Origin of the sequence: Lyngbya aestuarii BL J (genome assembly GCF_000478195.2) — a bacterium.
Taxonomy (GTDB): Bacteria; Cyanobacteriota; Cyanobacteriia; order Cyanobacteriales; family Microcoleaceae; genus Capilliphycus; species Capilliphycus aestuarii.
This window is the reverse complement of record NZ_AUZM01000025.1, coordinates 1-13,463: the sequence shown is the minus strand read 5'-3', so window position 1 is coordinate 13,463 and position 13,463 is coordinate 1. Positions and strand designations below refer to the sequence as shown.

Sequence of the window (13,463 nt, the reverse complement as noted above, 5' to 3'; positions counted from 1 at the left end):
GTTTCCGGCGAGACTTAGTTTGCAATCTTAGGGAACAGGGAACAGTAGACTGTGAAAGGGTTTTAGGATCTAGAAATGTCCTAACTTAAATGCGTAGTGCAATATTTTCTGCATCAAAAATACACTCATTCAAAATTCGCGAGTTTTTACGCAATTACTAAAGTTAAAATTTATACAATAATTTAATAAAATACTTACGTGTTTAAATCGGTAAACTGGATGAACAAATTCCTTGAGGATATAGGATATCAACCTTTTTTCTGACTCACTCCGTGATTAATTTGCTTTAATGAGGTGACAAAAATCACAGTCCGTTTTCTAGACCCCCTTGATAATAGGTTCTAGATTTGACACACACAAAAACATCACTCGATTAACAACACACGACACCTAAACCCCTATGACTAACTCATTCATCAACCCTAAACTCATCGCAGGTTTAACCACCGTAACGACATTGACAGGCTTAATAGCGACGGCTGGCGTTGCAAATGCTGCGATGATGACAAAATCCTACAGTGACACTTTTGGACTCGCTACTACAGATATTGAAGATGCACTGCTGTCGGTTCAAAAGTTCGATGTTAGTCTAGGAACACTCAAAAGCGTTAAAGTTAACTTTGATGGACAAATCGTTGGGAATGCAAATGTTGAAAACTTAGACGCCAAAGACCAAACCCTAACGTTTGATTTATCCGGTAATCTACAGTTAATGGGGTCTGAGATTTTAGGGACTTTATTTGATGAAACAGCAAACAAAGCAGATTCACTCAACGCCACCGCTTATGATGGGACGTTTGATTTTGGCGGAACTTCGGGGGGTTCCTTCTCCGGATTAACTGCTGTAGCTTCGGGCGAAAAAACCTATACAGACCAAAGTTTCTTAAATGCTTTTATCGGAGACGGTAATATTGATTTCCTATTTTCCGCTTTCACCAACTCCAAAGTTACGGGGTCAGCAAATATTGTTTCTCAAATTAACACCCAAGGCGGTGCAATGGTTTCTGTCGTTTATGAATACGAGAAAACTCAAGAAGTTCCTGAACCCTCGGTTATGCTTGGTTTAGGATTGGTTGCAAGTGCAGGTTGGTTATCGCGCAAAAAAATCACTTCATCTCACCAATAATTCTCTTGATTGATTCTCTCGTTGAAGACGTTAAAGTTTGGTTAATTTTCAATATTAACAACAGTTTTCCTGATGGTTTGATATTAATACTTCGTCTAGGCATGATTAAATTCATGCTTTTTTATTGCTCTCATCAGAAGACAAAAGGTAAAAGGTAAGAAGCAGAAGTGAACACTTTCTAACAAACTAAGTCTCGCCGGAAATAACCGAGTCATAAGTTTGTGCTGATAACAGGTCACTGAGAACTGTCTCCCTACCTCCCCATCTCCCTACCTCCCTACCTCCCTACCTCCCTACCTCCCCACAAATCAAGTTTTAGGGGGAAAATGAAACGGCTTTGGGGGTTGCAGGGGGCAAAGGATCGGAGTCAGCAAGGGAAGTCCAGAAATTGATCTGTAGCATTATTTTTCAATTTCATATAAGGTGGCATTTATTGTCTTTTTGCTTGTCTGACCATCAAGTTTTTTCCAAGGGAAGTTTTAGCCGCCACCGCCACCTCCACCGCCTCCACCGCCACCACCGCCTCCACCGCCACCTCCACCTCCACCGCCGCCACCTCCACCTCCACCGCCGCCTCCGCCACATCCACCGCCACCACCACCTGTACTTCTACCTCGACGACCTCCACTTCCGCCACCGCCAAATGTACCGCTACCATATGCACTGCTACCACCATCGGTACTTATACCTCTCATAATGAAAATTAAAGAGAACAATGAAATATAGAACAAAGAAACATCTAAAACAGCTTTTAAGAAGGAAAAACGTTGCCAATTGGGTTTCGGTATATCCAGAATATTTTGAGGAAAAGCAATAAAAACTTCTATTAGCTGCGCCGGATAAATGGGTTGTTGAGCAACAAATTCAAAAGTGTAGGGATTAATCTCACGAATATTGGTTGAGACACCATAACTTGTATATTCTAGAATGTTTCCAGACAATGCTTGAGGAAGTTTGACGACAATTTTGCTCTTTTCAATCCGAGTATTTCGTTCAGGAAAAATCGCTTTCCAATAAACCCGAATATTATCCTCGTTAAATTGTAGACCTCCAATCACTCGATATTTCAAAACAAAAGTGTGTGCTTCCGGCGGATTAAGCTCATGTTTCCATCGAATCCAAAGTTGATTATTTTCAACACCCGTTTCAGCCGGAATTTGTTTTTCATTTTCAAAAACGGCAACATCCGTAATCTCATCTACCTTATCTAGAGGAATATATCGATATCGCTGATTGGAATGAGATTGAGTAAAAACATATTTTTGAGTTTCACTAATCAGCATATCTCCATTCTCTTGAACCTCCATTTCTACATTAATAAAATCCCAATAAAACGGAGATTTTTCTTGTGCGACAGTCTTGATTAGGGGAGTTAAACTGAGCAAAAATGAGAGTAAAAAAATTAGGAATCTCTGCCATTTTACTCGAAATCTTATCTTGTACATCATTTTTGGAAGGAGTAAGCAAATCTATAGCAATTCCAAATCGTTTTGATAAACGGTAATCTGGCGATGCTGTTCAAAACACGCACAACAGTTCGTCATCTAAAATCGAATCGCTGGGCTCGTTCCCGACTAACTCCTGTTAGAGTAAACTTATGCAAGTTCTGCCAATTATTTCTGCGGTTGACCCAGATCTGCATGAGTTAAAATCTTCAGAGACTAGGGGAAATTGTCATGTTGAGAAGAATCAATTTTGAGTCCTAGCCCAATGGAGAGATCGTACATGGAGGTTCCGAGCTACAAATACTGGACATTACGCAGGATCGATTTTGTCAGCTATGATGCGCCTAATTTTCAGAAGGGATATCAAGATCAGGTATTACCGCTGGCCCGGCAACAGTTTCAAGCTTGGTTTCCCTATGAGGGTGAACCCCAGGAACTCTCCAGTCAACAGGATCGAAAGATTCAAGCGATTTTGTTATCTCACTTTCTCAATCAACATTGTGATCCTTCTCTGTCATCGATTCCCGCTTGGGCAATAGCAGGGCTTTGTTTGCGGTGCTACGTTTCCCACGCAATCGTTCAAGCCTGTCAAAAGCTGGCTCAACAATTCGGTGAACGCTATGGCTTTTCTACTCTCGATTTATTGCCCCTAGTGCTAACTGATGATGGTAAAACTTGGGTGGGGCTAGACTCAAACCGCCAAACTCAAATTATTCTAGACAATCAGGGAACCGTTCAGCCTTCAGTCTACTCCTATTTTTCGGTGGAGATTCTCGGAAGCTTCAATCAAACGAAAGGGGATCTCTGGAAGTGGGCTTATTTACTCACTCGTCGCCATCGAGAGTTAAACCGAATGTTATGGGTGGAATTCAGGCTATCACTGACTACACCTTGGGCGAGACTGAATGAGATTAAACATTACCAAACCGAAACCCTTTCACCCGATGATCAAAGTTTAGTGGAGGTGTTTCATGGAGTTTATCGGCGTGACAGGCGATTGTCAGGAGCAAGGGGCAAATGTCCAGAACCATCGGAAGCTCAACTCCTGGAAATGCGCGATTATTTAGCGAAACGAGGAATTCAATGTCATTCTCCCCCTGAACTGTTGGATCGATTGAAAACTATTGCTCAGTTTCTACAGGAACAAGTTGTTAACCCCACTCCGACTTTACAACCTTCTAATTCACCCGCAATAGAGCTTGAATTTCTAGACGAATATCGCAGTCGAGCTATTATGGAAGCGATTGAGCGGGTGCTTTCCCAACGCCTGCATCAACTCCAAAAAAATACCTGGTATGCTGATTATGCTGTTAATTTTTTACCTAGCTTACGACTGATCTATTTTGAAAATAAATCTCAAGGTGAGGTGGCTCGGGAATTGAATATGAATAATCAATCCCAAGTTAGTCGGATCTTAAAGTTTAAGCAAATGCTCAATCAAATTCGAGAACAGGTTATGGAACAGTTGATTCAGGTTTTGTTGAATAAAGCAGGATTAAATTCGCCGGATGGGGTTATAGATACGAATGCTTTTGATTCTTTAATTCAACATTTAACTCACTATTTAGATGAAACTGTATTTCTAGATGCAGCCCGAGAAATTCAGGCGGGTCAATGTCGAAAAATGACCAGTTTATTTGCTGAAAAAATGCGCGATTATCTAAACTATGAATCCAACCATTAAGAACACAAAAAGATGAGTTTATTATTTTTTAAAAGCAATTTATAAAAAATATAACCCAATCAATAACTATTAAACCCAACGCTTAACTAGGAGAATTGACATGAATTTTGATCTTGATTCTGAACGCTCGAAAGGAAACGCTAATTCACTATCTTACCGACAATTACAGTTAGAAACGGTTGATCTAGAACCGGAAAATTTTCAGCAAGCGACTCTCCTCAGTCGTCACTTTAACAATGAACCCCAACAATGGCAAGCTTATTTGAATGCACTGGCTGTCTTCGCATTAGAACAATGGTTAAGCGATCGCCATTTAACATTGACTTATCAAGTGGATTCTCTCATTAAAACTCAAGTTCTATCTTCGGAAGCAATCAGCCCTCTCCAAGTTGGGAATTTTAAACTTTGCTTACTTTCCAATGCGAGTTTAGAAGATCAAGAAATTAAAATCCCTAAAAATATGATTGATTCTCCTGATTTTGCCGCCCATTTTTATACGATAATTCAAGTATTTATTGAGGAATATCAAGTCATTGTAGTTGGATTTTTACGATATGACCAGTTAATCAAAAAAAATCTAAAAAATACAAAAGAAAATTACTACAAACTGTCTTTAGAGGCATTTAACGCCGAACCCAGCCACTTAATTTTTAATCTCAAATATTTAAGTCCAGCCGCAATCAAACTCCCTGAAAATAGATTCATTGAAAATACCTTTGAACAGTTAACACGCTGGTTAGATCAGACTTTTACAAAAGACTGGCAACCGATAGAAGAACTGTTAGGGAAGCGTAGACCGATTATTCAGATGTGTTTGAGGTCAGACGAAGCAACATATCAGTCGTTTATAAATGCTGTACAAAAATTTCTGAAACAATTCTCAACTCCCCCAATTCAGGAAGATAAAAATCAGGTCAATTTAGCCGAATCTGAACTCTCATCAACTGAAGTCAGTCACGCTCTTGTGCAAGTTTTAGAAACAACAGAAGATGAAGAAACACGCTGGCAAGCCGCAGAATTGTTGTGGGAAATTGCTCCGAGTCATCCGGCTATCGGTGTACGACGAGCTATTGATTTGGGAATGCAATTATCAGGCATTTCTGTAGCACTAATGATAGCGATTTTACCTAGAGCCAACCAACGAATAGCAATTCTTTTGAGAATTTATCCACTGCAAGAACAATCCTTTTTACCTGCCAATTTAAAACTGATTGGTTTAGATGAAATGGGTCAGTCCTTATTTGAAGTTCGTTCTCGGGAGCGGGATGATTATATTCAGTTTAAATTCACCGCCGATCCGGGCGATCAGTTTAGCCTTGAGATCGTTCTCAATAATGCCACGGTGACAAAACACTTCATGGTTTGAATAAACTGAACTGAATCCTATGATATTACAGTACAGGAGTTTTCTGAATTACGACTAAAGCAATTGAGTAATTATGAGCAAACAAGCTGTTATTAAGATAGAAGGGGGTAGTTTTGAATCCGGGTTTCCCGTTTTCTTAGAGTTTTGGCAAGATGGCAGAATCATTGCTACAGATAGTAATTGCCCTCAACTCCCACCCAACCCCCAAATTCCTCAAGTTTATGAGGAATGGAGAGAAATTTATACCCACTTGGGAGACCGAATTATTAAGATTCCAGATGGGCAAACTACCCATGCTTCTACTTTGCAAGACTGTCAATCTGCGACTCAAACCCTAGAATCTACAGTAGAAACTTGGTTTAGTGATCCCATCTTTGGGGATATTCGAGGGCGCATTGTTGGGCAAGTCAAAGACGGAACATCAACTGAATCGGTACGAATTATTCTCGATACCTCAAATGCTTATCTGCGTAAATTATCCTGGGATCGCTGGGATTTATTTGATAAATCCTATTTTTTACCCCAGGCAGAATTAACTCTTTTGTCTTCATATAATCGACCAACAGAAATACTCACTACACCCCTAAAAATTCTAGCAATTTTTGGCAGCCATCAAGGGGGATTGAAACTTCAAGAGGATCGAGAACTGATTGAAACCTTAAAAAAATACGGAGCAAACATTACTGCGATTCCCCGGAAGGGAAATTTTCTAACTCCACAAGAACTATTTGATAAACTCTGGATGGGAAATTGGGATATTATTTTTTATGCTGGACATAGTTCTGAGAAACAAATTCAGGTCGATCATTCCTTGAATTTATCAATTGAAGCGTTAAAAGAAGCTTTAAAAAAAGCGGCTAAAAATGTTAAGTTAGCAGTCTTTAATTCCTGTGATGGACTCGGTATAGCTGAATATTTAGCGGATTTTGAGATTCCCCATTTGATCGTCATGCGAGAACCCGTTCCCGATCAAGTGGCACGAACTTTTTTAAAGTTTTTCCTTGAAGAATTTATTCAGGGTAAACCGCTTCACGCTGCTGTTCGTTCGGCTCGGCAACATTTGCAACAAATTGAAATTCCCACCCATACAGATAAACTGTTCTATCCAGGAGCATCTTGGCTGCCTGTGCTGAGTCAAAATCCGGCTGCATCTGAACTTTATTGGCCTCAAACTCAACCCGATCATTTACTGAGAAAACCTTTAATAAAACCCTGGCAATTCATTCCATTGTCGTTGGTTTTAATGGGAACTGTGCTTTATGGAGTTTCACAAATTGTGAGTTCTGAAAAAATGGGAGATCAGATTAGTCAAGGTGAGGAAATTTTAACTCCTTTTCAACCCCGAGATAAGCAAAGGGGTGTGAAGCCTGTGGCAAATTGTCAGCGCCCCTGGAGTGATTTTTTACCCGTTTGGAATGGTTATGTTCGACAACGGTGGATTGATTGTTTTATTAGCCATCAAAACTCTCAACAGGCTGTTCGTAATCTGCAAGAAAGCTGGCAGGAAGAAAGAAAAGATCCAGAAACTTTAATTTATCTCAATAATGCACTGTTAGAAGCGACAGGAGCCGATTACTATACGATAGCCGTTGTGGTTCCTATTTTAAAAAAAGAGGTTATAGATGCAGAAATTGCTGAAGAACTTCTTCGAGGTATAGCTCAAGCCCAAACCGAAGTTAACTTAAGTTTATTCAATCAGAGTAAATATTCTGATATTGTTTTACCGGGTTCAAATTTTTTAGATCGTAACAATTTGAATGGAAAAGGCTTAAAAGTAATTATTGCTGATGATTCTAATTTAGAAAGTCAGGCGATAACAGTTGCTACAACTCTAGCCAAACGCTCAGAAATTCTAGGCGTTGTCGGTCATTATACGAGTGAAATGACGATGGCAACTGTAGATATTTATAATCAAAATAAAAAGGTCTTAGTTTCTCCAGGTACAACAACCTCTGAACTCAGCACACAACCCCGAAAAATTTTCTTCCGAATTCCAACTGTTAACCATGTGCAAGCCAATGTCATGGTTGATGTCTTACTCAATCAAATCAACCAAAAAAGAGTGGCTATTTTTTACAATCCGGCGAGTCCCTATTCTAGTGATTATAAAAAACAATTCAAAGAAAAATTTCTAGAAAAAGGAGGATATATCATTGATTCCTTTGATCTTTCTACTCCAGATTTTAATGCCGAACGTGCCATCCAAAAAATTAGAGATTCTGGAGAATCAGCCATTGTTTTAATGCCAGATGGTCAGGTGACTAATTCTCTTGCTCGTTCCCTAGAAGTCATCAAAGAAAATCTTGGTCAAAGCTCAATAGTGGGTACTTTGTCTCTCTACAGTCCTAAAGCTTTAAAAATTGCCAAGCCCAAACTTTTAGAAAAACTGATTTTACTGGTTCACTGGCATTATTTGAGCAGTCCTAACCCAGATTTTTCCAAAACCGCTTTGCAGCTTTGGGGTGGGCCAGTTAGTCCCCGCACTGCTCTAGCCTATGATGCGGCTTTGGTACTGATCGAAGGAATACGCCAACATCCAACCCGTCGCGGAGTTCGTCAGGCGATCGCAGATCAGACTTTCGGTGTGGAGGGAGTGACCGGGCCAATTGAGTTTATACCGGGGATAGGCGATCGCAAACAGCCCCCTGTGAGCCGGGTTAGGGTTGTTGCTTGTCCTAGCCGAGAGTTCGGCTTCGCATTTTTGCCGATTCAGTTTGCGACAGCAGAGGCGGCAGGTTTGAACTGTTCAAATCCTTAACCGTAGCGATCGCATTTGCGAGAAATTCGGGGCTTAACCTATTATCATTTGAGAGTGGTCTTATTTACAAAAGTTTATTAAATGACGCTTTCTACCCAACAACCTGTTTCTAAATTTCCCCTAAACTTGCAAACTTGGCAATGGCAGGGACACTCTATCCAATACACGGTTCAAGGAAACGGAAATCCTCTGATGTTAGTGCATGGTTTTGGTGCTTCTATCGGACATTGGCGGCAAAATATCCCCGTACTCGCAGAAGGAGGTTATCAAGTTTTTGCCATCGACTTACTGGGGTTTGGGGGTTCGGCGAAACCTGCTATTGATTATTCGTTGGAATTGTGGACTGAACTGTTGCATGATTTTTGGGCCGAACATATTCTCAAACCAACTGTTTTTATCGGAAACTCTATCGGGGCGTTACTGAGTTTGATGATGGTGGCGGAATATCCTGACATTTCCGCTGGGGCGGTATTACTTAACTGTGCAGGGGGTTTGAACCATCGCCCAGAGGAATTAAATCTGCCCTTACGATGGATTATGGGAACATTTACTAAGATGGTGGGTTCTCCGGTGATTGGTTCGTTTGTGTTTAACCAAGTGCGTCAAAAACACCGCATTCGCAACACTTTGCGTCAGGTTTATGGAAATAAAAAAGCGATTACCGATGAATTGGTCGAATTGCTTTATCAACCTTCTAATCATGAAGGCGCTCAGAAAGTTTTTGCTTCAATTTTAACGGCTCCGGCTGGCCCTCATCCCACCCAGTTATTAACAAAAGTCAAACAGCCTTTACTCGTCATTTGGGGTGAAGATGACCCTTGGACTCCAATAAAAGGAGCCAAAATTTATCAAGATTTAGTTACAGCGGGACAACCTGTTCAATTTGTTTCTGTACCAAAAACGGGTCATTGTCCTCACGATGAACGTCCCGAAGTTGTTAATCCTAAAATCTTGGATTGGTTAGCAACAGTGGATTTTAATCTCTAGTTATTGTTTGACGTTTGGAAAATCAGTTTGAGAAACCTAGTTAATTATTAACTGGGTTTCACTTTTCATTAACCCTAAAAAAAGATTAATTAACCCGTCAAAAAGTAGATGATAGTAAACAGTGAGCAGTAGAAGTTCAGAAGTTTAGAAGTTTAAGTGAGAACTGATAACTGACTCCTGAAAACACTGCTCACTGTCAAACTGATTATTGAAAAAAATCTGCGCCGACTTTATTCTTCTTTTAAAATCTTAGGAACTTTAAAATAATCCCCATCTGATTCGGGCGCACTTCCTAACAGAGAATCTCGATTTTCATAGGGTTTTAACTGATCAGAGCGGCTAATATTACTGACATCAATTGCCCGAGTTGTGGGTTTAACATTCTCAGTCTCGAGTTCTTTAAGCTGTTCAAAATATTCTAAGATACTGCCGAGTTCAGTTGTAAACTTTTCTTCTTCTTCGGGTGTAACTTTCAACCGAGCTAAATGAGCAACTTTGCGGACTTGTTCGCGATCAATCATTGTTTAATCCAGAGAAAATATAGGGAGTCAGAACATCAAAAATTGTCAGCGTTAACTGCAACAATCTTGCCAAACTACAGGTCACTGACCTCAACTTAATCAGAGCTTAGAAGTACACATCAATATTAGAGCGTCCGGTGGTTTTGAGCCAGTTTTGAGCCTCAATATAGTTATTAGGAGCAAGACGAATGGCTTGTATCCAATGTTCGGCAGCTTGACGATAATATTCTTCTGCTTTATCCTCATCTCCAGCTTCTTTTTCTCGTTCGGCTCGATAATGATACATCACCGCAATATTATTTAAAGCTTGAGGCATTCGAGGATTGAGATCAATTGCCTGATGATAATAGCCTAATGCCTTTTCATGTTCACCGTTACTGGTATGAATCAACGCGATATTATAGAGGATGTAGCTACGATCATTAGGGTCATCTTCGAGTTTAAGGGCTTCATAGTAGTTGTCTAAAGCCTCTGCATATTCGCCGTCACCTTGGGCGGACATTCCATCACGATAATAGGCGAAGGCTTCTTTAGATTTTTGATTCGTCGGCAGAATTTTGAGGATGATATCTGCCATTACTGTAAAGGTCTTATCGATGAAGTTGTCGTTACGTTGTGATCTGGGCATTGACTCGATTCTCCAGTGTTGAGAGTTGTGCGATCATTAATTTAACTTGAATTTGCCCTTGATTACCGTTGAGTTTACACTCACGCCGTTCAAAGAGCCTGTTCTATCATGCTAGCTTGTCGTTTACTTTTTCTGAAGCCCGGCCGAAAAATTGCTCTCGGATGTCGCCAGAGGACTGCTATACAAGCCGCTTACCAACACAGGATTCAACCGACAATATCAACAATCCACTCAACAAGCGTCTATTTTTATCACTGATAACTCTCTTTGGGAATGTGAGTTTAAAAATCCTCCATTAGGACAAAGCTTCACGGAGGAAGTATGTCAAACTAGAAGTAAGTATATGGAGAAAGCTTTAGGGCAGAAAAACGCGCTATGACACCAAACCCTTCGATCATGAAATCGGTTGAGCAGTTGGGCTATCGCGTCACAGTGGGGGACGTAGCCGCCCAAGCTGGAATAGATGTTAATATCGCTCAACAACAACTTCTCGCATTGGCTTCTGATGCGGGAGGACATCTTCAAGTCGCCGAGTCTGGGGAAATTGCGTTTCAGTTTCCGCAGGATTTTCGGACTGTTCTTCGCAATAAATTTTGGCGATTAAAGTTGCAAGAATGGTGGGAAAAAGTTTGGCGTGTGTTATTTTATATCATCCGCATTTCTTTTGGGATTTTGCTACTGGCTTCTATTGTGCTGATTTTTGTGAGCATTGCCATTATTTTGATTGCGATTAATTCCAGTCGAGATGGTGATGATTCCGGTGGCAGTAGCAATAGTGGTGGTGGATTTATCTTTGTTCCTCGCTTGTGGTTTGGCCCAAACTGGTATTGGTTTTTGTATTGGGATGACAATGATTATTACAATCAACGACGTCAACGTTCCGCTAACCTCAAAGACAATCAGTACAACTTTTTAGAAGCTGTCTTTTCTTTTCTCTTTGGAGATGGGAATCCGAATGCTAATTTAGAAGAACGACGCTGGAAAACGATTGCTACCTTAATTCGTAACAATCAGGGGGCAGTTATTGCTGAACAGGTTGCACCCTATCTCGATGAAATTAGTCGTCAGGAGGAAGAATACGAGGACTATATGTTACCTGTTTTAACTCGATTTAATGGTTATCCAAAAGTGAGTCCTCAAGGTGAACTGGTTTATCATTTTCCCGATTTACAAACGACTGCTACTCAATATCGTCCTCAAGGGATTGTGAGTTCTCTCAAAGAACAATTGTGGAAGTTTAGCCAAGCTAGTTCTGGTCAATTAATGTTAGCCGCAGGTTTGGGTGTTGCTAATATTGTCGGTGCGATCATTTTGGGGAATTTATTACAAGATCAGACTCTAGTTCAAAGTTTGGGTGGCTGGGTTGCCTTTGTAGATGTTATTTTCCCGCTTTTGTTGGTTTATGGGATTGGATTTTTAACCGTTCCTTTGATCCGTTTTATTTGGATAAAATGGCGTAATGCTCGCATTGAAGTTCGCAATCAAAACCGACAAGAACGGGTAGCAATATTGAATCAAGCTCAGGATTCTATTAAACAAAAACTGAGTTTTGCTCGTCAATTTGCCGCAGAAACAGTGATCGATCAAAAAGATTTAGCTTACACCACCGAATCTGATTTAGTCGAACAAGAACTCGAACAAGTAGATAAAATTGATGCCGAATGGCAAAAACGCTTAAATGAATCTAATTCTTGATTGGAATTTCAGGGTTTGAGATCAGTTGACATACATGAATTGTAGAACGTTAGGAGGGCGAAGGCGAAAATAATATTTCAAATACTCTCCGACGTTCTCGGGGTGCATCTGGAGTAAAATAACTCCATAGGGTTTCCCAGTAAAAGAAAGACATTCCTTGAAAGTTATGATCGCGAACGTCTTGAACTTGTTGCTGAATTTGTTCGATCTCAACAGGATGTCCCATTGTACCGCTTAAAATTCCAATTCCGACCGGAATTTTACCGCGAAGTTCTCGAATTGCTGGATCGTCTAACTCGCTTAAAAAAGCTTTAGGGCTATCTCGATAAACTTGTAAGATTAACTCCTCAATTAAACCCTGTTTTACCCAAGTTTCCCAGTCTTGTAGAGATTCGTTATAAGCAAATTCACGGGGGTTGGGGGCGAGAGAAATCAGACAGTCCGGTTTAACAGCTTTAATCTGATCATGTAAGGTTTTCATAAAAGCTGTAATTTTATCCGCTCTCCACTGCATCCATTCGGGATCTGCGGGATTATTCGGCGGAAGTTTACCCTCATGTTCTTGCTTATAAATTTTACGAGTATACCAATCATAACCCAGTTCTATTGGCATTCCAAAATTATCATCAAATTGTATACCATCAACATCATATTTAATCACGACTTCAATAATTAAGTCTTCTATAAATCTCTGAACTTGAGGATGCAAGGGATTTAACCACACATTTTTAATCCCCAACCATCCGGACAATTTATTACTCGGTGGAAAGTTGGGAAGTAAAGCATCGTTTAAATCTTGTAGAGAAGGAATGGCTAAAAATTTAGAACTTTGGGGTAAAGTAATCCATTCTGGATGGCGTTGGACTAGCTGAGAATTTATCGGTGCCATCAACCCATATTCAAACCAAGGAATTACTCTTAAGTCTCTTTGATGTCCTTGACTAATAATATCAGATAAAACATCTTTTCCAAAATGAATTAAGTTTAGCAATGAATCTTGAAAGCGTCCTGTAACTCGACGGGCGGTAGCACTTGGATAAAAGGTTGTTCCTCGATTCCAAAACACCGGATAAACGGTATTAAAATTTAATTGTGAAAGTTGATCTAATGCTCGTTGAACTCCACCGGGAACAAACAAAATACCACTATTGACATTAGTAATCCAAACGCCCCGAATTTCATCGCTAGCTGTCACTGAAGTTTGAGAGATTGTAGTCGGATAAAAATGAGTTAATGTCAGAGCAACGCTTAAA

At 40.2% G+C, this 13,463-nt stretch carries 10 protein-coding genes; 6 read left to right on the top strand and 4 right to left on the bottom strand.

Annotated elements, in window-relative coordinates:
- Positions 1 to 400: 400 nt before the first annotated feature.
- On the top strand, positions 401 to 1,126 hold the full coding sequence (locus M595_RS12470) for a choice-of-anchor E domain-containing protein (RefSeq protein WP_052001766.1): 726 nt from the start codon (positions 401 to 403) through the stop codon (positions 1,124 to 1,126).
- Positions 1,127 to 1,605: 479 nt separating this feature from the next.
- On the opposite strand, the gene M595_RS12465 is transcribed toward M595_RS12470, so the two are convergent.
- Positions 1,606 to 2,511 (bottom strand): DUF2207 domain-containing protein, encoded by a 906-nt coding sequence (locus M595_RS12465; RefSeq protein WP_238987072.1) that lies wholly within the window; start codon positions 2,509 to 2,511, stop codon positions 1,606 to 1,608.
- Positions 2,512 to 2,851: 340 nt separating this feature from the next.
- On the opposite strand from M595_RS12465, the gene M595_RS12460 reads away from it, so the two are divergent.
- The 4 genes from M595_RS12460 (at position 2,852) to M595_RS12445 (ending at position 9,366) form a co-directional block, all read left to right on the top strand.
- On the top strand, positions 2,852 to 4,255 hold the full coding sequence (locus M595_RS12460; RefSeq protein WP_023066681.1) for a sigma-70 family RNA polymerase sigma factor: 1,404 nt from the start codon (positions 2,852 to 2,854) through the stop codon (positions 4,253 to 4,255).
- A 100-nt stretch (positions 4,256 to 4,355) separates the two neighbouring features.
- A complete protein-coding gene (locus M595_RS12455) occupies positions 4,356 to 5,621 on the top strand; it encodes a DUF1822 family protein (protein ID WP_023066653.1) in 1,266 nt (421 codons plus the stop codon).
- Between the two features lie 73 nt (positions 5,622 to 5,694).
- Positions 5,695 to 8,379, top strand: coding sequence for an ABC transporter substrate-binding protein (locus M595_RS12450; RefSeq protein ID WP_023066615.1), 2,685 nt, complete (start codon positions 5,695 to 5,697; stop codon positions 8,377 to 8,379).
- An 81-nt stretch (positions 8,380 to 8,460) separates the two neighbouring features.
- Positions 8,461 to 9,366, top strand: a complete 906-nt coding sequence (locus tag M595_RS12445) for an alpha/beta fold hydrolase (protein ID WP_023066671.1) — start codon at positions 8,461 to 8,463, stop codon at positions 9,364 to 9,366.
- A 230-nt stretch (positions 9,367 to 9,596) separates the two neighbouring features.
- Here the strand turns inward: M595_RS12445 and gatC are convergent, their stop codons facing one another.
- Both gatC and M595_RS12435 read right to left on the bottom strand, forming a co-directional pair.
- Positions 9,597 to 9,887, bottom strand: coding sequence for an Asp-tRNA(Asn)/Glu-tRNA(Gln) amidotransferase subunit GatC (gene gatC / locus M595_RS12440; protein ID WP_023066617.1), 291 nt, complete (start codon positions 9,885 to 9,887; stop codon positions 9,597 to 9,599).
- Positions 9,888 to 9,993: 106 nt separating this feature from the next.
- Positions 9,994 to 10,515 carry a photosystem I assembly protein Ycf3 gene (locus tag M595_RS12435; RefSeq protein ID WP_009787104.1) on the bottom strand — a complete coding sequence of 174 codons (522 nt, stop codon included), beginning with the start codon at positions 10,513 to 10,515 and terminating at the stop codon, positions 9,994 to 9,996.
- A gap of 375 nt (positions 10,516 to 10,890) precedes the next feature.
- On the opposite strand from M595_RS12435, the gene M595_RS12425 reads away from it, so the two are divergent.
- Positions 10,891 to 12,210: a hypothetical protein gene (locus M595_RS12425; RefSeq protein ID WP_023066638.1), complete on the top strand. Its 1,320-nt coding sequence runs from the start codon at positions 10,891 to 10,893 to the stop codon at positions 12,208 to 12,210.
- A 49-nt stretch (positions 12,211 to 12,259) separates the two neighbouring features.
- Here M595_RS12425 and M595_RS12420 read toward each other — a convergent pair.
- The coding region (locus M595_RS12420) for a glycoside hydrolase family 10-like protein (protein ID WP_023066675.1) at positions 12,260 to 13,463 on the bottom strand (1,204 nt) is incomplete at its 5' end.